This is a genomic window from Corynebacterium variabile (genome assembly GCF_006539825.1).
In the GTDB taxonomy this organism is placed as follows: Bacteria; Actinomycetota; Actinomycetes; order Mycobacteriales; family Mycobacteriaceae; genus Corynebacterium; species Corynebacterium variabile.
In genome coordinates, this window is record NZ_BJNT01000005.1 from 150,436 (window position 1) to 174,613 (window position 24,178).

The window sequence follows — 24,178 nt, forward strand, 5'->3', positions numbered from 1 at the left end:
ATTCACTCCCCGCGGACGCGCCGGTGCAGGGTATCGAGCTCCCTGGTCAGGGCACCGGTGGTGAGGTCATCGAAGAACCCGGTCCGCAGCTGCCAGTTCAGGCCGCCCTCGGTCTCGAAATTGTCGATGAGGCCACCGATCGGGGTAGTGGCGTCCCGCAGACCCGGCTCCAGACCGGCGACGGTGTTCCGGATGAACATCTCGGAGGACGCCGGGTCCAGGCCGTTGTCTGCGGCCCACTGACACAGTTCCGCAATGTACTGCAGAAGTCCGGTCTGGGCCCCGGTGAGCACGGTGACCGTGGCCATCTGCTCCTCGTCGTCGACGGCGAGATGTCCGCCGAGCAGGTCGAACAGGGCCACCGCCCGGGGGTCGGCGGGGATCACCGGGGTCACCCCTGCACGGCGTGCCACCGGCGGCAGCGGCACGGAGCGGACGATGGAGGGCTCCGCCGCGTCGGAGCCACCCACCGCGTCCCGCAGCGTGGCCAGGTCAACGCCGGCGAGGGTACTGATGACCAGCTGGCCGGGGCGGAACCTGACCCCGTCGAGGGCCTCGGTGAGCTGGTCGGGACGCACGGAGACGATCACCGTGTCCGCGGCCTCAACAACCTCTGCGTTGGATGTCGCGACGCTCACCGCGTCGAACCTGGCGGCCAGGCCGGCGGCCCGCGCCGCACCGCGCGGTGAGAGCACGACGCGGCCGGGAGCACCGGCGGGGTCGCTGAGCAGGCCCACCACCAGTGCCTCGGCGATTTCCCCGACGCCGATGACGCCGATGACGTCGGCGGTCATTTCCCGTCCCTCGGCCACTTCTCCGCCTCCTGCATGATCATCTGGATCACACTCGACGTATGGATCTGGAGCAGCTCCTCGATATCCGGAGCCCCCTCGGACCGGTCGAGTTCATGGGAGATGATGAGCCCCTCGGCGCCGGCGATGAGGTAGGTGATGATCGCCGTGCGGCGTCCGACCGGGACGTGGGAGAAGTGCGTCTCACCGATCTTCTCGAAGCGGGCGGTGAGGTTCTCCCGCATCTGCAGGTACATCCGCCGCGGCCGCGGATCATCGGACCGCTTCTGCAGCGCCAGCGGCAGACCGATGTGGAGGAACTGGGGATGCTCCTGCAGCGCACCGATGAGCTGCTCGGCTATGGCGAACAGTTCGAGGAGGATGTTCCCGTCGGCGTCGATGTCCCAGGACTGGTTCCAGGCGTCGAAGCTGTCCTCGATGACCGTGGCCATGAGGTCATCCTTGTCCTTGAAATGCCAGTAGATGGAGCTCGCGGGCAGGCCGCACCGGCGCGAGATCTCGGCGATGGACGTGCCGTCGTATCCGCGCTCCGTGGCGATCTCGGCGGCTGCGTCGAGGATCTTCTGCCTGGAACGTTCCCCGTCAGCGCGACGGGCCCGGGTCTTCCGTGGCGTGTCGAATTTCCGGGGGTTGCGCGGTGCAGCGCTTTCTGCGGTTACTCCGGTCATGGAAACCATCCTAACGGTGGAAGGGGAGACGCCCCCGGTCGACCTCAACCAACCGGGGGCGTCTCCACTGTGAACTGACAGGTGTCAGCCGGCCTTGTGCACCTCACGGAGGTCGACTTCCTCGATCGCGTCGAGCACCTTGGCTGCAGCCTCGACGTCGTCGGCGTAGGCGAACTCGAGGATCTCGTCGTGGTGGTTGTGGCCGTAGGACTTCTGCCCCACGCCCTCCTGCCGCTTTTTCAGCAGCTCCTCACGCTGCTCCAGCGGGGTCAGCGGGTTGTCGAACATCCGGCGGGCGACCGCCGGAGTGTAGACACGCGGCGTCTTCGCCGGGGTCTTCAGCAGCAGCGGCTCCATGTACCGCACCGCCCGCGGGCAGATGCGCTTGAGCAGCCAGAGGAACAGCTTCGGGTTGCTGTCCAGCACCTCGTGGATCGGGCGCCAGAGGGCGATGGAGAGTGAGTCTGCGAGCTTCGACTGCTTCACACCGAGCATCGGACGCATCCACCGTGGGTAGGTGGCGATGATGCTCCAGCGCAGGAACGGGAGGCCGAGCTTGATGAACCACTTCGGCAGGTCCGGCTCGACGGTCTCGAAACCGTCGATGATGTGGTCGACATTGCGGATCGCCGCCTCGGAGGCGGACAGCTTCTGCCGCCAGTCATCGAGGAACTTCAGCACCTCACCACGGGTCGCCGGGACATCTTCCGGGTTGATCGTCTGAAACGCTGCAGCGACCGACATGGCCTCCCGGTACTCGTTCTCCTCGTCACGGTTGAGCTTGCCGGGACCGTACTTCTCGTAGGTGTAGAGAATCGAGTGCCAGGCGGTGACGAGGATCCACAGCTGCGACGACGACCGGTTGGCGTCGTAGTCGTTACCGGTGACCGGATTCTTCCCGTAGGACCGGTCGTGGACCTTCATGAGGATGTCCGACATCCGGGTGACAGTCTGGGCGTCCGCGAAGAGCACCGCAGCGAAGAACTCCATCGTGCGGTCGTAGCGGACCGGGGTACGCTTGTGGACCTCGCCGGAGTCGTCCACAGTGGCGACGAGGTCCGGGTCAAGGTGCTCGATGGTCACAGCGCGGAAGAAGCCCTGCAGCGCCGAGGTCGGGTAGGATCAGACCTTCCAGGCGACCGAACCGGGGCCGAAGAAACCCTCGTCGGCGCGGTGCGCGGGTTCGGTGCGGGACCGCTTCCCTCCCCGCGGAGCTCGGGTCTCTGCGGCGGAGTCGGCGGCGGTATCGGGGATGGTGGCATCGTCAGTGCCGGTGAAGGGGCAACTCATGGTGTCCTCCAGAGTCATGGTAGATATGTAACGCGTACTACAGAAGGCGGAGAACATATCTGTGTGTCATGGAACCATTCTTGCTGAAAAATCGTGATGTGGATCACATTACACAGGTCGCAATGTCCGGGAGAGCATCGGCAGGTCGCTCCGCTCAGTCCCCCAGACCGTCGAGGAACGCCGGAGAAGGCACGAAGTACAGCGATCCGGTGACCGCCGTGGAAAAGTCGAGGATGCGGTCGTAGTTGCCCTCCGGGACACCGACGAACATGTTGCGCAGCATCTGTTCGGTCACCGCCGGATCCTTGGCGTAGCCGATGAAATAGGTGCCGAACTCGGCGTCCCCCACCGACCCGAAAGGCATGTTCTCGCGCACGATGTCCCCGTCGATGTCATTGAGCGCGACGTGGGAGTTCGAGGGCTTGTGCTCGTCGTCCAGCTCCAGGTCATCCAGCTTGGTCCGGCCGATGACCTTCTCCTGGTCCTCGGTGGACAGGGCGTTCCAGGCTGCCATGTCGTGCAGGTACTTCTGCACGATGACGTAGGAACCGCCGGCGTAGGTGGCGTCCTCCCCGCCGATGACGGCGGCATCCACGGCGTCCTCTCCCTCAGGGTTCTCGGTACCGTCGACGAAGCCGAGCAGGTCGCGCTCGTCGAAGTACCGGAAACCGTGGACCTCGTCGACGACCGTTGCGGCCGTGCCCAGCTTGCCGGTGATGACGCGGGCCAGTTCGAAGACCACGTCCATCCGCGCCGCGCGCAGGTGGATCAGCAGGTCACCGGCAGTGCAGACAGCGGTGTGCGTGCCGCCGCGGATCTCCTCGAAGGTGTGCAGGTGTGTCGGGCGCGGCCGGTCGGGGAACAGCCGGTCCCACAGGTCCGAACCGATGCCGACGATGCTCAGCAGTTCAGACTCCGGGGTCCGGAACCCCACCGAGCGGGTCAGGCCGGGCATATCGCCGAGGACGTCACGAACGGCGTCGGCGGCTGCGTCAGAGCCGTCCACCGTGTAGACGAGGAACATTGCGGCGTTCGCGGGGTGGGACACCACCTGCTGACTGGGCATGGATGAGGGCCTCTTCTCTTGTCAGGACTCTTGGCTGATCGGAAACGTCGGAGCCGAGAATAGTCGCCCGCTGTTCCGTGACCTGACAAGGTGTCGGCATCGCGCAGCGTGAGGTTGCTCTGACCCACCCCGGAACGACCTCAGGGTGCGCAATGCGGACATCCTCCCGTGGACAAGGACTCACGGACCCGACCCCTCCTGCACTCGGCCACATGGAGACCCTCCCCTTCGCGATCGGCCACCGCGTCAGCGAATACCACCTGTTCACCGAAGGGATCGACCGGTCGACACCGGTCGGGGTGGTCGTCCGTCTCCACGTCGACGGCGACGAGGAGTTCCGCCACCCGGACGGCCTGCTCACCTCACTCGCCCGAGTCACCGCCGAACGGAACATGATCCTCGCCGCCCCGCTCACCCCGCACCGAACACGGGGATGCACCTGGTGGCGCAAGCTGGAGAAGAACATCGCCTGGCTCGACGTCATCCGCAGCTGCGACCACTACAACGTCCCCCCAGCCGCAGCTGCTGGCATCCTTCCTCGACACCCACCGTCAGTCGGAGCTCTCCTCCCCTGACTCCGTGTTCGCACGCATCTCGCGTGCCCTCTCCACGTCCCGGGCCATCTTCGACTCACGCTTCTCGGAAGCCGAGGAATCACGGACGCGCAGTTGCAGGTTCTCCTCGGCCGGCAGACCCGCCCGCAGCTGCCGCATCCGGACGACCTCGCTGTCGATGAGCGCGCCGAAGACCAGTGACGCATTGACGAGGAAGAGCCACAGCATGAGCACGACGACGCCGGCCAGCGCGCCGTAGGTCGCGTTGAAGGACCCCGCCTTCGAGACATAGAGGAAGAAGAGCGCCGTCGCCAGGACGGTCGCGACGATGGCGATGGTCGCACCGACCGTGAACCAGCGCATCCAGAACAGGTACCACGGGAAGTGGCGTCCTCCCCAGGTACGGCGCACCCGGACATTCGGGGTGATGCGGTAGAGCATCCCCACGCCCAGCACGACGACCCCGATGACAAGCACCCAGCGGACGTAGCGCCACACCGTGATCACCGCGGTCTCCAGGTGGATCAGTTCGCCCACCGCCTCAGCGACCGGTCCGGCGACCACCGACCCGATGAGTCCGACAGCGGCCAGCAGCAGGAACATCGCGGTGAGCAGGTACATCTGCAGGTTCCACTTGAATACACCGCGTCCCTCCGAGATCCCGTACACCGCATTCATCGTGCGGCTGAAGGTCTTGATGAAGCCGGACGCCGTCCACAGTGTGGTCACCAGACCGATGACCAGACCTAAACCGGCCTGCGGCGCGCGGAGAATGGACTCGAGGACCGGACGCACCGACTCCCAGGTGTCCTCCGGGGTAACCCCTTCGAACTGGTTGAGCAGGCGGACGACCGACTCCTCGGACTGGCCGAACAACGCCAGGATCGAGACCAGGGCGATGAGACCGGGGAACAGGGCGAGCAGGGCGCGGAAAGCGAGACTGCCGACGAAGTCCACGAAATCCTGGTCGATGAAACGACGGACCGCCCGGGAAGGGACGTACCACCATGACGGCGGCAGGTCGGCTACCGGGCTACGGGGCGAGGGAGTGTTCAGGGTGTCAGCCCTTCACCTCAGTGGCGTGAAGCTGCTCGTCGAGATCCTCTGGGTCGAGGTTCGCATTCGAGAAAGCCGAGGTCAGCGGTAGTCGCAGGTCAAGGTCGGTGCCGGGGCACAGCTCGATCTTCCCCTCGGTGAGGGTGAAGTCGAGGACGTGGCCGCCCTGGGTCCGGGCGTCATCGATGAAGTGGACGTGGCACCCCGGGACCGAGATATTCTTCTCGTAGATCGGGGTGCGGAAACCGGCGATGACGCCGGAGATATCGGTGAAGTGCTGTTCGGCGTCATCTCCGACAGCCTGGGTCATCGGCGGGTAAGGCTTCTCCTGGCGCACGACCGTACGGGTCGTGACATCGGAGAAGGTGCCGGTGATGCGGACGGCGTACATGTAGTTCGCCGAGGGCGTCATCTCGTCGATGAAGTCGGAGAGATCCTTGCGCCGGATATTCTCCGGGGCACGACGACGGATACGGGGCACGAAGTTCGTGCACACCGAGTAGGGGGAATGCTGCTCAAGGTCGGCGCGGGTGGCGGTGCCGTCGTGGCGCAGCTGGTAGCAGACGCCGTCGATGATGACCATCTCCCCGTCGAGGGCATCGAAGGTGCCGAGGCCGAAGTTGCCCTTGCCGAGCAGCTCGCCGACGGACATTTCACCGTCGTAGATGCCGTCAAGGAGAGCGGACATGAGGGAGTTCTGAAAGATCGTGTGCCGGGTCACGGGACTGTCGTTCATGGGTACAGCGTAGCGCCGCTACACCGCTTCCGGGCGCTACGACCGACGGCGATGTGCGTGATGCCCGTGACTTTCCCGGACTTCTCCGGACCACGTACCCACAGGGCACCCTTCAGCTCTGCCTCGACATCCTGACAGGTCGTAGCCTGGAACCATGACAGCACTCACCGACAACCTCACCCTCACCACCGGCGCCGACATCCCGGTCCTCGGACTCGGCACCTGGTTCATCGACGACGACAAGGCCGCGCAAGCCGTGAAGGACGCCGTCGCCGCCGGCTACCGCAACATCGACACCGCCCAGGCCTACGGCAATGAGCGCGGAGTCGGCCAGGGCGTGCGCGAGAGCGGCGTCCCCCGTGGGGAACTCTTCGTGTCCACGAAGCTCGCCGCCGAGATCAAGGACTACGACGGCGCCGTCGCCGCCATCGACGGTTCCCTGGAGACCATGGGCCTGGACTACGTCGACCTCATGCTCATCCACGCTCCGCAGCCCTGGGACGACTTCCGCGGCGGCACCTACGACGAGGGAAACCTCGCCGCCTGGCAGGCACTGGAGGAGGCCTTCCACGCCGGGAAGGTGAAGGCCATCGGTGTCTCCAATTTCCTGGAGCGCGACCTCGACAACATCATCGACAATGCCGAGGTCACCCCGCACGTCAACCAGATCCTCGTCCACGCAGGCAACACCCCGGCCGCACTCATCGACTACTGCCGGGACAAGGGCATCGTGGTCGAGGCCTACTCCCCCATCGCCCACGGCGAGATCCTCGACAACCCGCAGGTGACGGCACTCGCGGAGAAGTACGGCGTGAGCGTTCCGCAGCTGTGCATCCGCTACACGCTGCAGCTCGGCACCGTCTCCCTGCCGAAGACCTCGAACCCCGACCACATGCGGTCCAACGCCGAGGTCGACTTCACGATCGAGGACGCCGACATGGACGCGCTGCGCACCCTCGACGACCGTGACTACGGCGAGTCCGCCGCGTTCCCCGTGTACAGCGGGAAGTAGGCGCACCTACCCCGGGAGGACCTCCCGGACCACCCTCGCCGGCGATCCGACTGCCGCCGTTCCCGCCGGGATGTCCCTGGTCACCACGGAGCCGGCGCCGATCACCGCGCCGTCACCGATGGTGACGCCAGGTGTGACCGTCGAGTTCGATCCGATCCACACGTCCTTGCCGATGACCACCGGTGCGGGTTCCAGGTCGGCCCGGCGCGCCGGATCCATCGCATGGTTCAGCGTGGCGATGACCGTGTTGTGCCCGATGAGCGCACCGTCGCCGATCGTGAGGCCGCCCTGGTCCTGGAACCGGCACCCCGAGTTGATGAAGACATTCCTGCCGAACCGGATACTGCGTCCGAAATCACTGGTGAACGGCGGGAACAGGCCGACGGTGGCGTCCACCCCGTAGCCGACCAGCTCACTGAGCAGGGCGCGGACGCCCGCCTCGTCGTGGTAGGTCCCGTTCGTTGAGCTCCGTGGTGATCCGGATGGCCTCCTGGGACTGCCGGTGCATCGCCTGGTGCAATGGAGAATCACCGGGGATGAGATGGCCGGCGTCGAGCTCGGCGATAAGGTCCGCGAGTGTCGCGTCGTGCATCCTCAGACTCCTTCTCTGTGTGTCCGACCGGTCGCCGCGAGTGAGGCGAGCAGCCGCAGTTTCTCCTCGGACGCCGACCCCGGCTCAGCGGAGTAGACGTAGAGAGCCAGTCCATCATCTGCGGTGACCTGGAGCTCTTCGAAGGCGAGGGTGAGCTCCCCGACCTCCGGGTGGTGGAACCGTTTCGTCCCTGCCCCGTGGATCCGCACGTCGTGCGCGGCCCACAGTTCGGCGAAGTCCTCGCTGTGCGTGGACAGTTCCCCGACGAGATCCTGCAGCCCGCGGTGCCCGGGGTTGCGTCCGACCTCGGCGTGCATCACGCCGACGCACATCCAGGCCATGGTGTCCCAGTCCGGGTAGAACTCGCGGGACGCCGGGTCGAGGAACTGGAACCCGGCGAGGTCCGCGACCTCACTACGGCGCAGTCCCGGAACCCGACGGTTACCCGTGGTGGGGAGGCCCGCGGCGTCCGGCGTGATGCGGGCCCGGCGGGACGTGAGGAATTCCTGCACCTCCGCCTGGGCCGCCTGAGCGCTCGACCTGTTCTCCATGGTGTCCGAGTCTAGGGACCTTCCCGTGCCGGAAGGAGGGGTGAGCGGTGCCCTGTCAGTACCTCGTTGGCCGCGGTGGGCGGCCGCTGGGAACACCACACACAGAGAAGTCCCCACCTGCTGAGGTGCGCCCGGAAGCCGGGAGCGCACCTCAGCAGGTGAGGACTTCAGGAGAAGGGGAGAGAACCCCTAGACGTCGGCCTTCTCAGCGGCGACGGCGGCCTCGACGCGCTGCTTCAGGGCGTCGAACTGGTCGTGGATCTCCTGCGGCACCTTCGGGCCGAGGAAGGTGAGGTACTCGTCGTTGTCCTCGATGTCGTTGGCCCACTGCGCGGCCGGCGCGGTGAGCGCCTCGCGGATGTCGGCCTCCGGTTCGGTGACGCCCTCGAGGTCCAGGTCCTCGTAGCGGGCGGTGTCGCCGACGATGGTCTCATCGGCACCGACGCGACCCTCGATACGGTCGACGACCCACTTGAGCACGCGGGAGTTCTCGCCGAAGCCCGGCCACAGGAAGCGGCCGTCCTCGCCACGACGGAACCAGTTGACCAGGAAGACGTCCGGCATCTTGTCGCCGCCCTTCTTGCCCATCTCGATCCAGTGGGCGAGGTACTCGCCGGCGTTGTAGCCGATGAAGGGCAGCATCGCCATCGGGTCGTGGCGCAGGGTACCGACCACACCCTCCTGGGCGGCGGTCTGACCGGAGGCCAGCAGCGCACCGACCATGGTGGCGTGGTTCCAGTCGTGGGTCTGGGTGACCAGCGGGACGGTGTCCGCACGGCGACCACCGAAGAGGATGGCGTCGACCTTGACGCCCTTCCAGTCGTTGAACTCCGGGGCGGCGGAGGGGCACTGGGCGATCGGCACGCAGTAGCGGGAGTTCGGGTGGGCGGCCTTCTCGGAGGACTCCGGGGTCCAGTCGTTGCCCTTCCAGTCGATGAGGTGGGCCGGGGCGTCGCCCATGCCCTCCCACCAGACGTCACCGTCGTCGGTCAGTGCGACGTTGGTGAACAGGGTGTTGCCGGCCTCCATGGTCTCCATGGCGATCGGGTTGGAGCCGTAGCTGGTGCCCGGCGCGACGCCGAAGAAGCCGTTCTCCGGGTTCACGGCGTAGAGGTGGCCGTCCTCGCCGAACTTCATCCAGGCGATGTCGTCACCGACGACCTCGGCCTTCCAGCCCGGAATGGTCGGGGTGATCATGGCGAGGTTGGTCTTGCCGCAGGCGGACGGGAAGGCGCCGAGGATGTGGTAGGCCTTGCCCTCCGGGCTGGTCAGCTTGAGGATGAGCATGTGCTCGGCGAGCCAGCCCTCCTCCTTGGCCATGACGGACGCGATACGCAGGGCGAAGCACTTCTTGGCCAGGATGGCGTTTCCGCCGTAACCGGAGCCGAAGGACCAGATCTCCTTGGAGTCCGGGAACTGGGTGATGTACTTGGTGTCGTTGCACGGCCAGGCGACGTCCTCCTCGCCGGGCTCCAGCGGGGCGCCGACGGAGTGGAGGCAACGGACGAACTCGCCGGTGGCGTCGATCTTGTCGAGGGCGGCCTGGCCCATGCGGGTCATGACACCCATGGACAGCACCACGTAGGCGGAGTCGGTGAGCTGGACGCCGAGCTTGGGCTGCGGGTCGTCGATCGGACCCATGCAGAACGGCACGACGTACATCGTGCGGCCCTTCATCGCACCCTTGTAGTGCTCGGTCATCTCCTCCTTCATCGCGGCAGGCGGAGCCCAGTTGTTGGTCGGGCCGGCGCCCTCCTGCTTCTCGGAGCAGATGAAGGTGCGGGACTCCACGCGGGCGACATCGGCCGGGTTGGAGCGGGCGAGGTAGCTGTTGGGCCGCTTCTCCTCATTGAGCTTGATCAGAGTGCCGGCGTCGACGAGTTCCTGGGAAAGTCGGTCGCGTTCCTCCACAGAGCCGTCAACGAACACGACCTGCGCCGGCTCGAAAAGGCCTACCGCGTCAGTGATCCACTGCAGCAGTTCCTCATTCGTGGTGGGTGCCTGGCCGACGAGCCCGGGGATGGTCATGAATTCTCCTGACAAGGGTGGTGAAATCGCGTCTTAACCACCCCAGCCTAACCCCATCCCCCCCGTTCCACACATTCCCACCCACCTGTTGTCCAGTTATCCGTGGGACCGGTGGGGGTGACGGGGGGTTCAGCGCCCGTGTCACCGGCCTTCCCGGCGCGCTCCCAGTGCGACCAGGACCCGTCAAAGCCCACGACAGACAGCCGGTCGACGTGTCCGTCCCCGTCTGTGTCCGCGCAGACCGCCATGCCCCGGTCGTCGGTGAGGGTCACCGCGTCCTCCACCGCGTCCTCCCCCAGATCGTGGGGCGCGGGCAGCCCGTAGCTCACGCCGCCGATGTCGAGGATCAGGTGCCCTTCCGACGCCAGGTCCACCTGGTCCAGAGCGTCGAGTCCGTCGAGACCGTCGAGTCCGCCCAGATCGAACCAGTCGCCGCTCATCGCGTCACCCCTGTCATCCCCGCCGTCCCCGCCGTTTCAGCCACCACGGCGTCCGCCACCGTCGGTACCCGCAGCCGGGACACCACCTCCGTGGCCACCGCGCCCCACTGCCGACGCAACTGCGCCGCCCCCGCCGCACGGTCCCGCTCCCGGCGCGCCCCGGCGAGCATCCGCCGGCGCACCAGGGCGAGTGTCACGGCGACGATCACGCCCACGAAGACGCCGATCAGCGGTCCCGCCAGCCGACCCACCGCGACAGCGGCGGCGAGTCCTGCACCGCAGGACGCCACGAGGACCAGCAGTTCACGCTGACGGTCACCGCCGGGCACCGGTGACGCCCCGGCCGGGGTCGGTGATTCCGGCAGGTGCGGCCACTCCACACCGTGCTCCAGCACGGTGCAGCGCAGCCGGGCCCGGAACAGCGCGTCGAGCAGCCCCCGACCGTCCGATGTCGCGGCGTCCGCCTGCCCGCCCGGCTCGAGCAGGTCGGACGCATGACGTTCGGCGGTGAGACGGACGGCCACCCGCACCCGGTCGATGCGGTCGGCGTCTGCGCGTCGGGCGTCGGAGACCCACCGGGGCACGTCGATCCACCGGTCCGTGACCGCCGCGGCGAGCCGGTCGATGTTCCTCCGGTCGGCCGCGTCCCCGTCCCAGGGCACGACGGTGACACCGGGTTCCGCTGACAGGGCAGTCAGCTCTCCCCCGGTGTAGACGACGCAGCCGCCCATGGCGTCCCGGACCGCGCGGACGATCGCGGCGTCCTCATCTTCCTCACCTGCGGTGACGGCGATGACACCGCCGGCGGTGTCCGGCCCCGCACCGACGACGAAGCGTCGGCCGGGCACCCTCTCCTGCAGGGTCGCGGCCACGGCCGCGACGTTGTCACGCTCGGGTCCGATGACGGACACGACCGTCGGTACCGCTGATGCACTCACGGTGTTCACTGGTGCCTCCCCCGTCCGGCGTCCCCGCCGGATCGTCTGATTCTGCCGGACCAAAGAGCCGGCGTTGTTTCCCCTGCGCTGCGGTTCTGCCACAATGTCAGGGATGTCTACTACTGAAAATTCCCCGGAGTCCCCGCAGGAACCGGATTCCTCCCGAGCCGCCCACCGCGGTCGGCCGCTCCAGACCGAGTTTAACGACGGTCGCGATTATCCGCGACTGGGTAGTTTCAGCTTCCGTCGCGGCACCCTCACCGACAATCAGGAGTACACCTGGGACGAGAACTGGCCCCACCTCGGCCGCGTCCTCGACGAGAACTCCGTCACCGCCGACGACCAGGTCATCGACCTCGACGACTGGTTCGGACGCACTGGCCACGACACGATCGTCGAGATCGGCTCCGGCACCGGCACCTCCACCGCGGCGATGGCCCCGCTGGAGACCGACCACAACATCGTCGCCGTGGAGATCTACCGCCCCGGCCTGGCGAAGCTGCTCGGCTCGGTGGTGCGCGGCGGCATCACCAACGTCCGCATGGTCAAGGGTGACGGCGTGGAGGTCCTGCAGCGCATGTTCGCCCCCGGCAGCCTCGCCGGGGTGCGCGTGTACTTCCCGGACCCGTGGCCCAAGGCCCGCCACCACAAGCGTCGGATCATCCAGACCGGCACGCTGCACCTCATCGCCTCACGGCTGAAGCCCGGCGGGATCCTGCACGTCGCCACCGACCACGCCGACTACGCGGAGTGGATCGACGAGCTGGTCAACGTCGAGGACGACCTCGAGTACCTGGGCTGGCCGGATGACCCTGCCGTTCGTGACGAGACCGTCCCGGTGCTCACCGACCGGCAGATCATCACCAAGTTCGAGGGCAAGGGCCTCGACAAGGAGCATGTCATCCGCGAGTACCTCTGGCGGCGACGCTGATGGGTGCCACCTTCTCCTACTCGGAGGCACCGGAGCGCCGTCCGGTCGTCCTGCTGGTGTGGGACGCCCCGAACATCGACATGGGTCTCGGTTCGCTCCTGGGGTCCCGGCCGACCGCCGCCCACCGCCCCCGGTTCGACGCGGTGGGCCGCTGGCTCATCGGCCTGACCGCCGACATCGTCGAGGAGTTCCGCGGCGATGACGGTGCCGCCGACGGGTCCACGCCGGACCCCGAGCCCGAGGCGACGGTGTTCACCAACATCGCCCCCGGCTCCGCCGACCAGGTCCGCGGCTGGGTCGACGCCCTGCGCAATGTCGGTTTCGCCGTCTTCGCCAAGCCCAAGACCAGCGATGATTCCGATGTCGACCCGGACATGCTGGACCACATCCGGCGTCGTCACGCCGAGGGCGTCCTCGACGGACTCGTCGTCGCCAGCGCCGACGGCCGCAACTTCCGGGAGCTGCTGGAGGAACTCGCCGACGAGATCCCGGTGACCGTCCTCGGTTTCCGGGAGCACGCCCACTGGGCGGTCGACAACCCCGTCCTCGACTTCGTGGATCTGGAGGACATCGACGGTGTCTTCCGTGAGCCGCTGCCGCGGATCAGTCTCGACACGCTGCCTGACGGCGGTGCCTGGCTCCAGCCCTACCGTTCCCTCAGCACCCTGCTCGGCTGATCTTCTCCGGCCACCCCGTACTCTCGCGAAAGGATTCCACGATGTTCACCAGATGGGGAGATATCGCCTACCGCTGGCGGCGGGTGGTACCGGTCATCGTCGTCGCGGTGATCGCCCTGCTGTACCTGCTGGTCGGGACGAAGCTCGGTGACCGGATGAGTTCCGAGGGCTGGGACGACCCGCACAGCGAGTCCACCCGCGCCGCCCAGATCGAACAGGACGTCTTCGGACGCGACGCCTCCGGTGACGTCATCCTGCTGGTCACCCGGGACAACCCGGACACCGACCTCAGCTCGGAGGAGGTACGCACCGACTTCACCCGCCAGCTCAACGCGATCTCCTCCTCCCACCCGGACCAGGTCCGCCAGACCCTCAGCTACTTCGACGGCCAGCAGGCCCAGTTGATCACCGACGACGGCTCCGCCGCCTTCGCCTCGGTCTCCCTGCAGGGCGTCGAGGACGAGGTCCTGAAGAACTACCGGGAGATCGAGGACGCCCTGCACTCCATCGAGGTGCCCGGTGCGACCGTGGAGGTCGCCGGTGCCACGGCGGTCTCCGGCGCCCTGGACACCGGCATGAGCGACGACATCGCCCGCGCCGAGGTCATCGGACTGCCGGCGGTCGCCCTGCTGCTCATCCTCGTCTTCGGTTCGGTCGTCGCGGCCTGTATGCCGCTACTCGTCGGTGTGCTGTCGATCCTCGGCTCGATGGGCGTGCTCTCCCTGCTGGCCGACATCACCATGGTCAACACCTTCGCCCAGTCGGTGGTGACGCTGCTGGGTCTGGGCCTGGCGATCGACTACGGCCTGTTCATGGTCTCCCGGTACCGGGAGGAACTGGCGGAAGGACGCGACGTACGCACCGCGGTACGCAACACCACCGCGTCCGCCGGAAAGACGGTGGTCTTCTCGGCACTGATGGTGGCGGTGGCACTGTCGAGTCTGCTGCTGTTCCCGCAGGCTTTCCTGAAGTCCGTGGCCTACGGCGCGATCTCTGCGGTCGGTCTGGCTGCTCTGCTGTCCGTGATCGTGCTGCCGAGTGTCTTCGCCCTGCTCGGCCGCAACATCGACAAGTGGACGCTGTTCCACCGCGGCCGCACGAAGGAGGACACGGTCAACTCCTGGTGGGGTCGCGTCCCCGCCTTCGCGATGCGGCACGCCAAGGTCCTCACCGTCGGCCTGGTGGGCGTCCTGCTGCTGCTGACCATCCCGCTGGGCGGCGTGAAGTTCGGCGGCATCAACGAGACCTTCCTGCCGCCGGACGACACCACCCGTGTCGCCCAGAACAACTTCGACGAGAACTTCCCCGAGCTGCGCACCGACCCGGTCAAGCTGGTCATCCGGCAGGACGACGGCACCTCGGCGGTCGGCCAGGTGTACCAGCAGGCCAATGCGGTCGAAGGGCTCACCGGCCAGTTCCAGGTCAGCCAGCCCACGAAGGACGGCGTGACGGTGCTCTCCGCCGGCATCGCCGACCGGGACGACAACGACCGCATTGTCAATGAACTGCGCGACATCAAGGTCGACGGGGCCGAGGTGCTCGTCGCAGGTACCCCGGCGATGGAGGTCGAGTCGATCGACGCGCTCTTCGGCAAGTTGCCGTGGATGCTGCTGTACATCATCGTCGCGACGTTCATCCTGCTGTCGCTGGTCTTCGGTTCGGTGATCCTCCCGGCGAAGGCCGTGATCATGAACCTGCTCGGCACCGGCGCCACGCTGGGCATCCTCACCTGGATGTTCGTCGACGGTTTCGGTGCGGACCTGTTCAACTTCTCGCCGGGTCCGCTGATGAGTCCGGTACTGGTGCTCATCGTGGCGATCGTCTACGGCTTGTCGACGGACTACGAGGTCTTCCTGGTCTCGAGAATGGTGGAGGCCAGAGCCCACGGGGCGTCGACGAAGGAGGCGATCCGCTTCGGCACGGCGACGACCGGCGGGATCATCACCGCCGCCGCCGCGATCATGATCGTGGTCTGCGGCGCCTTCGGGTTCTCGTCGATCGTGATGATGAAGTACATCGCCTTCGGCATGATCGCCGCCCTGGTCATCGACGCGACAATCATCCGCATGCTGCTGGTGCCCGCCCTCATGGCGCTGCTGCGCGAGGACTGCTGGTGGGCCCCGACCTGGGTCACCCGGATCTCGGAGAAGATCGGCCACAATGAGCGGCTCGAGGGGGTGGACGCCTCGACGGCCCCCACACCCGCTGCGGCGGAACGCTCCGACGAGGGCTCCGAGCGGAGTTTGCGCCGCACTTCTGCCGTGTCCGTGGCAACGGAGGACGGAAATGTCGGCGCAAACTCGGGAGCGGGCGCCCACGAGGACGGACCGGTCCCCTTCGCCGAGCTCATGGCGCGACTGGAACGCGACCGACGCAACGACAGGAAAGGCTGACCCGGTGACCGCTGCAGAGACGCCGGATCACCCGGAAGACGACGACGGCACCGGCAGCGCTGACGGCGCTGACGGCGCCGTTATCCGTGAGACCTCCCGCTGGAAGCGCTTCAGACTGTTCATGAAGGACTTCCGGGTCCGCGCACTGCTGACCCTCGCACTTCTCGTCATCATCGCCTTTGCCGCCCGCGGCCACTACCACCTCTTCGCCGACGGCTGGGAGGCTATCAAGCAGGCGAACAACTGGTACGTCGTCGCCGCGTGCGTGGCGATGGCACTGGCCATGATCGCCCAGGCCGAGGTGATGGTCGTCCTGCTCCGGTCCGCCGGTGTGAAGGTCATGCGCACGACCGCCAACGCCCTCGGGCTGTCGGCGAACGCGTGGTCGGCGACCTTCCCCGGCGGCCCGGCGATCTCGGCGGCGATGATCTTCCGCGAGCAGCTCAAGTGGGGTGCCACCCCGGTCATCGCCAGCTGGTACATGGTGCTGTCCGGCGCCCTGTCCGGTGCGGGCATGGCGATACTCGGGTTCGGCGCGATGTTCTTCCTCAGTGCCGACGTCCACCCGTACTCGATGGCGTTCACCCTGGTCATCCTGTGCCTGCTCGCCTGGGGCATGAACTGGATCGCCAAGCATCCTCAGAAGGTGGAGTCCGGTCTGCTGCGCGTCCTGACCTGGTTCAACCGGAAGCGCAAGGCCCCGGAGGACCGCTGGCACGACAAGATCCGCGGATTCTCCGACCAGCTCAGCGCGGTGGAGCTCCCCCCCGCGAAGCTGCTGTGGTCGGTCGTTCTGTCGCTGTTGAACTGGATCACCGAGATCCTGTGCCTGCTGTTCTGTGTCCACGCCGTCGGTGCGACCCCGTCCATCGCCGGTGTGGTGCTCGCCTTCATCACCGCGAAGCTTGTCGGCCAGGCCCAGATCACCCCCGGTGGCCTCGGCCCGGTGGACGCCGCCCTGGTGGGCATGCTCGTCGGTGCCGCGCAGATGGGTTCGGCGAAGGCCCTGGCCGCGGTGATCGTCTTCCGCATGATCAGCTTCCTCGGCCTGGCCATCATCGGCTGGCTCGTGTTCCTGTGGAACTTCGTCCGCGATTCGGTGGACACCCAGCACTTCCCCACGCTGCGTCAGATCGCCAGCGGCTCGGCGGCGCGGGGTGAGAACGGCGCCCCCGGTGCAGGCGGTACGGACACGGCGGAGCCACCGTCGAACTAGACTGTCGGCATGTCCAACAGAGATGCCGGAAGCAGTACAGATCCAGTCGGCCCGACCTCCGCCACCGCAGGCCTCAGCACCCGCAATGCCGTCATCGCCGACGTGGTCGCCGTCCTGGTCTTCGCTCTCCTGGCCCGGATGGCGCACAACTCCGATGAGCTGCCCCTGTCCTTCACCGGCTGGCTCGACACGACCTGGCCCTTCCTCATCGGTACAGCCCTGATCTGGGGCCTTCTCGCCGCCGGACGCATCCACCCCGCCCCCGGTTCCGCCTGGGTCATCGTCGGGGCCACCTGGGTTGTCGGCATGCTCTTCTGGGCCCTGCGTCATTCAGAGGTTCCGCACTGGTCCTTCATGATCGTCGCCGCGGTGATGCTCATCGTGCTGCTCATCGGGTGGCGCGTCATCATCTCGCGGATCACCGCCCGGCACTGACGCCACCGGTCACACCTCCCACCACGAAATCCAGGAACGCCTTGACCGGCGGGGCCGGGGTGCCGTGGGCCGACCAGACGACGCCGAGTTCACGACGTCGGCCGGTGTCCAGCGGAATGACCTGCATCCCGGGCAGCTGCAGGTTGGGGTCGTCCAGCGGCAGCAGAGCCACGCCCAGACCCGCCGAGACCAGTCCCGCGACCGTGGTCAGCTCCATCGACTCGAAGACCAGGATGGGGCGGAAGCCGGCGTCCTCACTGAGCTGGTCGAGGATCATCCGGGTGCCGAAGCCCTCCAGCATGGCGATGAAGGGCTCGTCCCGTGCCTCTGCCAGGGCGATGGAGGTGCGGGGACGCCCCGTCGCGTCCACCGCCAGGGGATGGCCCTCCGGGACCGCCAGCCCGAGGCCCTGCTGGGCGAGTTCCCGCCACCGTACCTGGCCGGCGTGGATCTGCTCGACGGGCTCCGGCCCCACGAGTGCGAGGTCGGACGCCCCCTCCACCACCCGCTCGATGAGTCCGCGGGCCGCGCCCTGGACCAGCTCGAAGCGGACCGAGGGGTGCTCTGCCCGCCAGGACCGCAGAAGGTCGGGGACCATCCAGGTGCCCAGGGAGTGCATGAACGCCAGCCGGACGGTGCCGCGTTCCGGATCGACGGCCCGGCGGACCTTCTCCACGCCCTCCCGCCAGATCCCACGGGTACGGCGTGCAGCCGCCGCGAGGATCTCGCCCCGGTGGTTGAGCACGAGGGTGCGTCCCCGCCGGTCGAAGAGGTCGGTGCCGACCTCGGCCTCCAGGCCGGCGAGGCGTCGGGACAGGGAGGACTGGCTCAGGCCGGTGGCGGCGGCGGTGTCCGCCATGTTCTCGGTCTCCACGAGGTCGAGGAACCACCCCAGATCATCAATGCGCATACCGGGACACTATCCTCTGTCTGTTGCATTTTGTGGAGGACAGACCGCGGCGCACCATGGGTCCCATGACTGAGACAGGCCTCTCCCCCGGCGACCCCGGCTACCGACGGGTCATGGTCGCCGCGGCGACGGCCGGCCTGGCGTCCTTCAACGCCATGTACCTCACCCAGGCACTGCTTCCGTCGATCAGCGAGAACCTGCACGTCTCCCCTACCACCGCCGCACTGACCGTGTCGGCGACGACGGGACTGCTCGCCGTCGCCGTCGTACCGGTGAGCATCATCTCCGAGCGGGTGGGACGCCGCCGCGTCCTGCAGGTCTCCGTCCTCGCCGCGACCGTGCTCAGCCTGGTGCTCTGCCTGGCACCCGGCATCGAATCCCTCATCGCACTGCGCGCCCTGCAGGGCATCGCCGTGGCCGGCGTACCGGCGGTGACGATGACCTTCCTCGCCGAGGAGATCCACCCCAACCACCTGGGTCGGGTGATGGGCCTCTACATCGCCGGCACCACCCTCGGTGGCCTGCTCGGACGCCTGATCCCCTCCTGGTTTCTGGAACTCACCGACTGGCGGGGCGCGACACTGGCGGGTGCGGTCGTCGCCTTCGTCCTCGCTGTCGTGTGCGCCTGGGCCCTGCCCGCCCAACGCAACTTCACGCCCAAGCGGATCACGCTGCGTCGCGAGATCACCGCCTTCCGCCGGCACTGGAGCAACCCGCGGCTGGTGCCGCTGTTCATCCTGCCGTTCCTGCTGATGGGCGTCTTCGTCTCGCTGTACAACTACCTCGGCTTCCACCTCACCGAGCGCTTCGGACTGTCGGAACTGTGGGCCGGCATGGTCTTCCTCCTCTATCTCTCCGGCACGTGGTCGTCGACCCGGGCCGGGGCGCTGGCGACGAAGTACGGTCCCGGGCAGGTGCTCACCGGGGCGTCCTTCCTCTCCGTGGTCGGACTGCTCATCGCCCTGGTCCCGGACCTCTGGGTCACCGTGGCGGGCGTCCTGATCTTCACCGCGAGCTTCTTCGCCGCGCACTCCACGGCGTCCTCGCTGGTCGGGGCGCGGGCCGAGGGTGACCGGGCGGAGGCGTCCTCCACCTACGTGATGAGCTACTACCTGGGGTCGTCGATCCTGGGCTGGAGCCTCGGCCACGTCTTCGATACGGGATGGATTCCCCTGGTGCTGGTGTTGACAGGGGTACAGGCTCTGGCACTGACTCTCACGATATGGGCAGGTCAGCGCGCCGCGCGACGATAGGTACGGACAAAATATCCACATTGCGCAAGAAAACCGTTGTCGAGCGATAGGATAACCCGGACAGGACGAGGCGGACCGACCGCCGACACCATATTGACGGACGCCTCCGCGGCGTCGACGGAGGAAACACAATGGGACACATCAAGGGCAAGCGCTTCGCCGGCATTCTCGCCGTCGGACTCCTGGCCACCGGCGGCATGGGCGTCGCCGTCGCACAGGGCGGCATCTCCGCCAACCTGGCACTGTCCAACACCATCTTCTCCCAGACCGTCTCCGGCCTGGACGGAGAAGGTGTCGCCATCTTCGTCGGTAACGACAAGCTCGAGGGCGGCGACGTCGCCGTCGCGAAGCTGAAGTTCAACAAGGCCAAGGTCACCGACCTGTGCATGGCCGCCCCGATCAAGCTCCCGGGCCTGGGTGAGAAGAAGTTCCAGATGAAGGTCCCGGGCCAGAACTTCAGCGCCGATAACCTCGTCATCGGCGCCCCCGGCCTCAACGGTGGCATGACCCTGACCAACCCGCAGATCGGTGTGGACGCCTCCCAGCTCGACGACAGCGCGTCCGCCGGCCAGTGGGGCATCGCCGCCGACACGATCCACGCCTTCGACCAGAAGATCAAGGCCACCTCGATCGCCGCCGACAAGCTCACCGCCGCCGGTTCCCAGGTGTCCGTCGTCGACGCGGACAAGGCCGACTGCTGATGTCAGACGCCTCCACCCCCGACACCCCGACGGACGCCACGGCGCCCGTGACCGGTGCTGAGGACACGGCGAAGGGCTCCAACGACGAGTCCCGGTCAGAGAAGCTCGAGAAGGGGAACCGCCGGTTCACCCGTTGGCGTAAGCAGCGTGCGTTCGCCGCCGGTCTCCTCATGATCATCTCCGGTGCGTGGATCCTCACCCCGGCGTACCTCGCCCTCAGCGTCTCGAACATCCAGATCCAGGTCTCCACCATCGGTGGCGTCTCGACGCTGGTCATCGGCATCCTGCTCATCGTCTGCGGACTGATGACCTGGTTCCGTGGCGAAGGACGCATCCTCACCGGCGTGGCCGCGATGGTCCTCGGTATCGTCGCTCTGCCGCAGTCAAACCTCGGCGGCTTCTTCATCGGTACCCTCCTCGCCGTGATCGGTGGCGCCCTCGCCCTGGCGTGGGTCCCCCAGTCCAAAGAGGACGCCAAGGCCGAGAAGCAGTCGAAGAGGGACAGGAAGAAGGCGAAGAAGCAGGCCAAGGCCGCCGGTAGTGCCGGAGCCGCCGTCGCTGCCGTCGTCACGGCCCTGACCGTCGGTATGGGTTCCAGCACCCCCGATGCGAACGCCCAGCTGCCGGCCCTGCCGGATCTCCAGCTGCCGACCATCCCGGGCCTGCCCGGTGGTGACACCGGCGACACCGGCGACAACGGCACCGGTGAGGGCGGTGAGGGCGGTGAGGGCGATGGCCAGAACAACAACATTCCCCGTCTGCCGTCGCTGCCGGACATCCCGAGCCCGAAGCTCCCGTCACTCGACGGCAACGACCTGCAGAACCAGATCGACGGTGGCCTCGATGCCCTCGGCGTCGAGATCCCCGGTCTGAACGTCGCTCCCCCGGAGCCTGTCCCCGGGATGGGGACTCCGACCGGTACCCCCTTCGTCATTCAGTCGGACGTCACCGCGATGACCCCGAACATGAAGATGTCCTTCGTGACCATCGACACCCTGCAGGGGCCGAAGCAGGCCCTGCGGATCGACTCGGACGAGACCCTCCTGGACAACCTGAAGGTGCAGTTCCCGAGCGGTCCGGTGGGTGCCGACCTGATGCAGGACACCAACGGCGGCAGGACCACCCTGACCGGTAACTTCCACATCTTCGTCAAGAAGGTGACGATGACCATGGAGCTGATGGGTCTGAACACCCGGATCCCGATCACCATTGACGCGGACTGGGCCCCGGAGCAGATCATGGCCGAGCTCTCGAAGATCGGCCTGGGCCTTCCGGACATGCTGTCCAAGGAGACCCGCATCCTCGACGGCCGCATGGACACCTACCTGGTCATGGCCGACAAGCTCGAAGCCCCGACCACAACCATCCAGGAGTGGAGCGACTCCGGTCCCTACCACGCGATCCGGGACTGATACTTCCGTTCCCCGGTTCCGACAGCCCGGCGTCCTCGGCCACGAGGATGCCGGGCTTCTCCGTGTGCGGGGCCCGTGAGTCCGGCCGTGAACGCAGCGAAGCCCGGCACCCCCTCCCAGTGAGAGGTGCCGGGCTTCGTCCGCGGAGAAGGCCGTTGGAGCCGTTCCTACTCGGCGGGTGCCGCCGGGGTCTCCGGAGTCTCGGGGGCGTCGGTACCGTCGCCCTCGTCGGAGCTGCCGGCTGCGGCGTCGGAGACGGAGCCGATGACATCATCGAGCTCGATGCCCGAGTCGGCGGAGAGCTGCGCGGCGTCCGCCAGGGTGGAGCTGGAGACGGTGCCGCTGGAGAAGGCGGCGAGGACCTTGAAGAGGGTCACCCAGTCGGTCTTGGCGAGCGAGCTGATGACGCCGGCGGCGTCGGAGCCGTCAGCCTCGGGGGTCTCCGGGGTCCCGGGGGTTTCCGGGGAATCGGCGTCGTCGCCCGGGGTCTCCTCGGAGGAGCCGGAGGACAGGTCGGCAGAGCCGGAGGCATCCGCCTCATCAGCGGTGGCGGCCGGGGCGGCGAGTGCGGCAACGGTGGCCACAGACAACGCGGCGACACCGGCACGACGGGCGAAACGGGTGGAAAGGGTGGAACGAGACATGTGGTGAACCGTCCTTTTGAGGTAGGGGGTGAAACTGAGGTGTACGGATCGTGAGGGGTGTCCACGACGGATAGCTATATCCGCCGCTCACAGTAACCGTCGCCCCGTATCCCGCGCTCCCCTCTGTTCCCACCGAGTGGAACGCTGCACAGCCACCAGCGCAAAGAGCCACCTGGCGACCCCTGAACAGGACCGGGTGGCCACCCCCGGAGCGACAGGTGACCCACAATGCTGCAGCAACTACAGCGGCATGATGGTGTGCTTCTTCGGCACCTCGGGAACCTGCTTGTTCGCCAGCATCCGCAGCGACTGGCGGATCTTGAGCCGGGTCTCGGCAGGATCGATGATGGCGTCCACGTAGCCGCGCTCCGCAGCCACGTAGGGGCTGGTCATGTTGGCGTTGTAGAAGTCCATGAACATCTTCTTCGCCGCCGGACGCTGCTCCTCCGGCAGCGCGGCGAGCTGGCGTCCCTGGATCATCACCGCGGCACCCTCGGCACCCATCACGGCGATCTGCGCGGTCGGCCAGGCGAAGTTCATGTCGGCACCGAGGTTCTTCGACCCCATCACCGCGTACCCGCCACCGAAGGCCTTGCGGATCACCACGGTCACCTTCGGCACGGTCGACTCCACCATCGCGAAGCCGAGCTTGGCCCCACGGTGGATCAGGCCGACCTTCTCCTGCTCCAGACCCGGCAGGTAACCGGGCGTGTCCACGACGAACACCAGAGGCACGTTGTAGGCGTCGCAGATGCGGATGAAACGGGCGGCCTTGTCCGCGGCGTCCGCGTCGAGACAACCCGCCAGCTGCATCGGCTGGTTGGCAACCACGCCGACGGACCGGCCGTCCACGCGGGCGAAGCCGGTGATGATGTTCGGACCGAAGTCCGGCAGCACCTCGAGGAAGTGCTCGTCATCGAAGATGCGGGTGAGCACGTCGGTCATGTCGTAACCGGCGTTCGGGTCGTCGGGGACGACATTGAGCAGCTCGGCGTCGGTCTCGTTCGGCTCATCGCCGACCGCCCAGAACTTCGGCGTCGACTCGAAGGCCGACGACGGCAGGTGGTCGAGCAGGTCACGGACGTAGGCGAAGGCGTCCGCCTCGTCGGGGGCGACGTAGCTGAGGTTGCCGCGCTCGGCCTGCACCCGGGCACCGCCGAGGTCCTGCATGTTGATCTTCTCGCCGGTGACGGACTCGATGATCGCGGGACCGGTGACGAACATGGTGGTCTGTTCCTCGACGCCGACGAGGAAGTCGGTCGTCGCCGGGGCGTACACCGCGCCGCCGGCACAGTTGCCCAGCAGGATGGAGATCTGCGGCGACTGGCCGGACAACGGCAGCTGACGCCGCGAGATCTCGGAGTACATCGCCAGACTCATCACGGCGTCCTGGATACGGGCTCCGCCGGAGTCGTTGATGCCGACGACCGGGCAGCCGATACGGGTCGCGAAGTCCATGATCTCGCAGACCTTGTTGCCGAAGGTCTCGCCCACCGAGCCGCCGAAAACGGTCTTGTCGTGGGAGTAGACCGCCACGGGACGCCCGTTGACCCGGCCGTAGCCGGTGACGACGCCGTCGCCGTAGGGCGCCTCGTCATCGCCGGGGGTCCGGGCCAGGGCACCGATCTCGGTGAAGGAACCGGGATCCAGCAGCTCGTCGATACGCTGACGCGGGGTGGTGTGACCTGCGGCGTCGCGCTTGGCCCGGGCGCGTTCACTGCCCGGGTCGAGGGACTCCTCGGTGCGGCGCCGCAGGTCCGCCAGCTTCTCCGCGGTGGAGCGTCCGGATCCGGGCGCGTAGCGGTCGGCCGGCGCACCTGCCGTGTTGTCTGCCGGGTTCTCAGTCATACTCATCGTCTCCCA

General features: G+C 67.3%; 26 protein-coding genes. 10 read left to right on the top strand and 16 right to left on the bottom strand.

Annotation, left to right across the window (positions count from 1 at the left end; genetic code table 11):
- Positions 1-2: 2 nt before the first annotated feature.
- The 5 genes from CVA01_RS03960 to CVA01_RS03975 form a co-directional block, all read right to left on the bottom strand.
- Positions 3-794: an NAD(P)-binding domain-containing protein gene (locus CVA01_RS03960; RefSeq protein ID WP_141328788.1), complete on the bottom strand. Its 792-nt coding sequence runs from the start codon at positions 792-794 to the stop codon at positions 3-5.
- A complete protein-coding gene (locus tag CVA01_RS03965) occupies positions 791-1,480 on the bottom strand; it encodes a TetR/AcrR family transcriptional regulator (protein WP_141328790.1) in 690 nt (229 codons plus the stop codon). The genes CVA01_RS03960 and CVA01_RS03965 overlap by 4 nt, the downstream gene beginning before the upstream one ends.
- A gap of 84 nt (positions 1,481-1,564) precedes the next feature.
- Positions 1,565-2,584, bottom strand: a complete 1,020-nt coding sequence (locus tag CVA01_RS03970; RefSeq protein WP_280528061.1) for an oxygenase MpaB family protein — start codon at positions 2,582-2,584, stop codon at positions 1,565-1,567.
- An 18-nt stretch (positions 2,585-2,602) separates the two neighbouring features.
- Entirely contained in the window at positions 2,603-2,788 is a 186-nt protein-coding gene (locus CVA01_RS15210; protein WP_244938130.1) for a hypothetical protein, read from the bottom strand.
- Positions 2,789-2,924: 136 nt separating this feature from the next.
- Positions 2,925-3,836: a Dyp-type peroxidase gene (locus tag CVA01_RS03975; RefSeq protein ID WP_141328792.1), complete on the bottom strand. Its 912-nt coding sequence runs from the start codon at positions 3,834-3,836 to the stop codon at positions 2,925-2,927.
- 212 nt (positions 3,837-4,048) lie between these two features.
- Between CVA01_RS03975 and CVA01_RS03980 the strand changes: the two genes are divergently transcribed.
- Entirely contained in the window at positions 4,049-4,411 is a 363-nt protein-coding gene (locus tag CVA01_RS03980) for a hypothetical protein (protein ID WP_141328794.1), read from the top strand.
- On the opposite strand, the gene CVA01_RS03985 is transcribed toward CVA01_RS03980, so the two are convergent.
- Complete coding sequence (locus CVA01_RS03985) at positions 4,388-5,446, bottom strand: YihY/virulence factor BrkB family protein (protein ID WP_307723354.1); 1,059 nt, start codon at positions 5,444-5,446, stop codon at positions 4,388-4,390. The two genes, CVA01_RS03980 and CVA01_RS03985, sit on opposite strands and share 24 nt — an antisense overlap.
- A gap of 4 nt (positions 5,447-5,450) precedes the next feature.
- Positions 5,451-6,182: an acetolactate decarboxylase gene (gene budA, locus CVA01_RS03990; RefSeq protein WP_141328798.1), complete on the bottom strand. Its 732-nt coding sequence runs from the start codon at positions 6,180-6,182 to the stop codon at positions 5,451-5,453.
- Between the two features lie 154 nt (positions 6,183-6,336).
- On the opposite strand from budA, the gene CVA01_RS03995 reads away from it, so the two are divergent.
- Entirely contained in the window at positions 6,337-7,194 is an 858-nt protein-coding gene (locus tag CVA01_RS03995) for an aldo/keto reductase (protein ID WP_141328800.1), read from the top strand.
- A 6-nt stretch (positions 7,195-7,200) separates the two neighbouring features.
- Here CVA01_RS03995 and CVA01_RS04000 read toward each other — a convergent pair whose 3' ends face one another.
- The 6 genes from CVA01_RS04000 to CVA01_RS04020 form a co-directional block, all read right to left on the bottom strand.
- Positions 7,201-7,590, bottom strand: a complete 390-nt coding sequence (locus tag CVA01_RS04000) for a DapH/DapD/GlmU-related protein (protein ID WP_244938132.1) — start codon at positions 7,588-7,590, stop codon at positions 7,201-7,203.
- A 16-nt stretch (positions 7,591-7,606) separates the two neighbouring features.
- The gene (locus tag CVA01_RS15215; RefSeq protein ID WP_244938133.1) at positions 7,607-7,786 is read right to left on the bottom strand and encodes a hypothetical protein; all 180 of its coding nucleotides are present in this window, start codon (positions 7,784-7,786) and stop codon (positions 7,607-7,609) included.
- A gap of 2 nt (positions 7,787-7,788) precedes the next feature.
- A complete protein-coding gene (locus tag CVA01_RS04005) occupies positions 7,789-8,337 on the bottom strand; it encodes an MmyB family transcriptional regulator (protein WP_141328802.1) in 549 nt (182 codons plus the stop codon).
- Between the two features lie 189 nt (positions 8,338-8,526).
- Positions 8,527-10,365 carry a phosphoenolpyruvate carboxykinase (GTP) gene (locus CVA01_RS04010; protein WP_141328804.1) on the bottom strand — a complete coding sequence of 613 codons (1,839 nt, stop codon included), beginning with the start codon at positions 10,363-10,365 and terminating at the stop codon, positions 8,527-8,529.
- 47 nt (positions 10,366-10,412) lie between these two features.
- Positions 10,413-10,805 carry a DUF6802 family protein gene (locus tag CVA01_RS04015; protein ID WP_073884217.1) on the bottom strand — a complete coding sequence of 131 codons (393 nt, stop codon included), beginning with the start codon at positions 10,803-10,805 and terminating at the stop codon, positions 10,413-10,415.
- Positions 10,802-11,743, bottom strand: coding sequence for a hypothetical protein (locus tag CVA01_RS04020; protein ID WP_244938134.1), 942 nt, complete (start codon positions 11,741-11,743; stop codon positions 10,802-10,804). Before CVA01_RS04020 ends, CVA01_RS04015 begins: the two co-directional genes overlap by 4 nt.
- 103 nt (positions 11,744-11,846) lie before the next feature.
- Here CVA01_RS04020 and trmB point away from each other — a divergent pair, with 103 nt between their 5' ends.
- The 5 genes from trmB (at position 11,847) to CVA01_RS04045 (ending at position 17,395) form a co-directional block, all read left to right on the top strand.
- Positions 11,847-12,674 (top strand): tRNA (guanosine(46)-N7)-methyltransferase TrmB, encoded by an 828-nt coding sequence (gene trmB, locus CVA01_RS04025; protein ID WP_141328809.1) that lies wholly within the window; start codon positions 11,847-11,849, stop codon positions 12,672-12,674.
- A complete protein-coding gene (locus CVA01_RS04030; protein WP_052302438.1) occupies positions 12,674-13,351 on the top strand; it encodes an NYN domain-containing protein in 678 nt (225 codons plus the stop codon). Before trmB ends, CVA01_RS04030 begins: the two co-directional genes overlap by 1 nt.
- Positions 13,352-13,392: 41 nt before the next feature.
- Positions 13,393-15,744 (top strand): MMPL family transporter, encoded by a 2,352-nt coding sequence (locus tag CVA01_RS04035; protein WP_141328811.1) that lies wholly within the window; start codon positions 13,393-13,395, stop codon positions 15,742-15,744.
- Positions 15,745-15,865: 121 nt separating this feature from the next.
- A complete protein-coding gene (locus CVA01_RS04040; protein WP_141328911.1) occupies positions 15,866-16,960 on the top strand; it encodes a lysylphosphatidylglycerol synthase transmembrane domain-containing protein in 1,095 nt (364 codons plus the stop codon).
- Positions 16,961-16,969: 9 nt separating this feature from the next.
- Positions 16,970-17,395, top strand: coding sequence for a DUF3054 domain-containing protein (locus tag CVA01_RS04045; protein WP_141328813.1), 426 nt, complete (start codon positions 16,970-16,972; stop codon positions 17,393-17,395).
- Here the strand turns inward: CVA01_RS04045 and CVA01_RS04050 are convergent.
- A complete protein-coding gene (locus tag CVA01_RS04050; protein ID WP_141328815.1) occupies positions 17,379-18,305 on the bottom strand; it encodes a LysR family transcriptional regulator in 927 nt (308 codons plus the stop codon). The two genes, CVA01_RS04045 and CVA01_RS04050, sit on opposite strands and share 17 nt — an antisense overlap.
- Before the next feature lie 56 nt (positions 18,306-18,361).
- On the opposite strand from CVA01_RS04050, the gene CVA01_RS04055 reads away from it, so the two are divergent.
- From CVA01_RS04055 to CVA01_RS04065, 3 genes are all read left to right on the top strand, one after another.
- Positions 18,362-19,558 carry an MFS transporter gene (locus CVA01_RS04055; protein ID WP_141328817.1) on the top strand — a complete coding sequence of 399 codons (1,197 nt, stop codon included), beginning with the start codon at positions 18,362-18,364 and terminating at the stop codon, positions 19,556-19,558.
- Positions 19,559-19,689: 131 nt separating this feature from the next.
- Positions 19,690-20,259, top strand: a complete 570-nt coding sequence (locus tag CVA01_RS04060; RefSeq protein WP_141328819.1) for a DUF6230 family protein — start codon at positions 19,690-19,692, stop codon at positions 20,257-20,259.
- Positions 20,259-21,671 (top strand): DUF6114 domain-containing protein, encoded by a 1,413-nt coding sequence (locus tag CVA01_RS04065; RefSeq protein ID WP_141328821.1) that lies wholly within the window; start codon positions 20,259-20,261, stop codon positions 21,669-21,671. Before CVA01_RS04060 ends, CVA01_RS04065 begins: the two co-directional genes overlap by 1 nt.
- Before the next feature lie 167 nt (positions 21,672-21,838).
- On the opposite strand, the gene CVA01_RS15435 is transcribed toward CVA01_RS04065, so the two are convergent.
- Both CVA01_RS15435 and CVA01_RS04075 read right to left on the bottom strand, forming a co-directional pair.
- Positions 21,839-22,315, bottom strand: coding sequence for a hypothetical protein (locus CVA01_RS15435; protein WP_141328823.1), 477 nt, complete (start codon positions 22,313-22,315; stop codon positions 21,839-21,841).
- Between the two features lie 240 nt (positions 22,316-22,555).
- The gene (locus CVA01_RS04075) at positions 22,556-24,163 is read right to left on the bottom strand and encodes an acyl-CoA carboxylase subunit beta (RefSeq protein ID WP_141328913.1); all 1,608 of its coding nucleotides are present in this window, start codon (positions 24,161-24,163) and stop codon (positions 22,556-22,558) included.
- Positions 24,164-24,178 lie beyond the last annotated feature (15 nt).

Bases quoted from the DNA above. Each gene is read 5' to 3' on its own strand.
- CVA01_RS03960 (WP_141328788.1), bottom strand. From the start codon at position 794: ATGACCGCCGACGTCATCGGCGTCATCGGCGTCGGGGAAATCGCCGAG.
- CVA01_RS03965 (WP_141328790.1), bottom strand. From the start codon at position 1,480: ATGACCGGAGTAACCGCAGAAAGCGCTGCACCGCGCAACCCCCGGAAA.
- CVA01_RS15210 (WP_244938130.1), bottom strand. From the start codon at position 2,788: ATGACTCTGGAGGACACCATGAGTTGCCCCTTCACCGGCACTGACGAT.
- CVA01_RS03975 (WP_141328792.1), bottom strand. From the start codon at position 3,836: ATGCCCAGTCAGCAGGTGGTGTCCCACCCCGCGAACGCCGCAATGTTC.
- CVA01_RS03980 (WP_141328794.1), top strand. From the start codon at position 4,049: ATGGAGACCCTCCCCTTCGCGATCGGCCACCGCGTCAGCGAATACCAC.
- budA (WP_141328798.1), bottom strand. From the start codon at position 6,182: ATGAACGACAGTCCCGTGACCCGGCACACGATCTTTCAGAACTCCCTC.
- CVA01_RS03995 (WP_141328800.1), top strand. From the start codon at position 6,337: ATGACAGCACTCACCGACAACCTCACCCTCACCACCGGCGCCGACATC.
- CVA01_RS15215 (WP_244938133.1), bottom strand. From the start codon at position 7,786: ATGCACGACGCGACACTCGCGGACCTTATCGCCGAGCTCGACGCCGGC.
- CVA01_RS04005 (WP_141328802.1), bottom strand. From the start codon at position 8,337: ATGGAGAACAGGTCGAGCGCTCAGGCGGCCCAGGCGGAGGTGCAGGAA.
- CVA01_RS04010 (WP_141328804.1), bottom strand. From the start codon at position 10,365: ATGACCATCCCCGGGCTCGTCGGCCAGGCACCCACCACGAATGAGGAA.
- CVA01_RS04015 (WP_073884217.1), bottom strand. From the start codon at position 10,805: ATGAGCGGCGACTGGTTCGATCTGGGCGGACTCGACGGTCTCGACGGA.
- trmB (WP_141328809.1), top strand. From the start codon at position 11,847: ATGTCAGGGATGTCTACTACTGAAAATTCCCCGGAGTCCCCGCAGGAA.
- CVA01_RS04030 (WP_052302438.1), top strand. From the start codon at position 12,674: ATGGGTGCCACCTTCTCCTACTCGGAGGCACCGGAGCGCCGTCCGGTC.
- CVA01_RS04035 (WP_141328811.1), top strand. From the start codon at position 13,393: ATGTTCACCAGATGGGGAGATATCGCCTACCGCTGGCGGCGGGTGGTA.
- CVA01_RS04040 (WP_141328911.1), top strand. From the start codon at position 15,866: ATGAAGGACTTCCGGGTCCGCGCACTGCTGACCCTCGCACTTCTCGTC.
- CVA01_RS04045 (WP_141328813.1), top strand. From the start codon at position 16,970: ATGTCCAACAGAGATGCCGGAAGCAGTACAGATCCAGTCGGCCCGACC.
- CVA01_RS04050 (WP_141328815.1), bottom strand. From the start codon at position 18,305: ATGCGCATTGATGATCTGGGGTGGTTCCTCGACCTCGTGGAGACCGAG.
- CVA01_RS04055 (WP_141328817.1), top strand. From the start codon at position 18,362: ATGGGTCCCATGACTGAGACAGGCCTCTCCCCCGGCGACCCCGGCTAC.
- CVA01_RS04060 (WP_141328819.1), top strand. From the start codon at position 19,690: ATGGGACACATCAAGGGCAAGCGCTTCGCCGGCATTCTCGCCGTCGGA.
- CVA01_RS04065 (WP_141328821.1), top strand. From the start codon at position 20,259: ATGTCAGACGCCTCCACCCCCGACACCCCGACGGACGCCACGGCGCCC.
- CVA01_RS15435 (WP_141328823.1), bottom strand. From the start codon at position 22,315: ATGTCTCGTTCCACCCTTTCCACCCGTTTCGCCCGTCGTGCCGGTGTC.
- CVA01_RS04075 (WP_141328913.1), bottom strand. From the start codon at position 24,163: ATGACTGAGAACCCGGCAGACAACACGGCAGGTGCGCCGGCCGACCGC.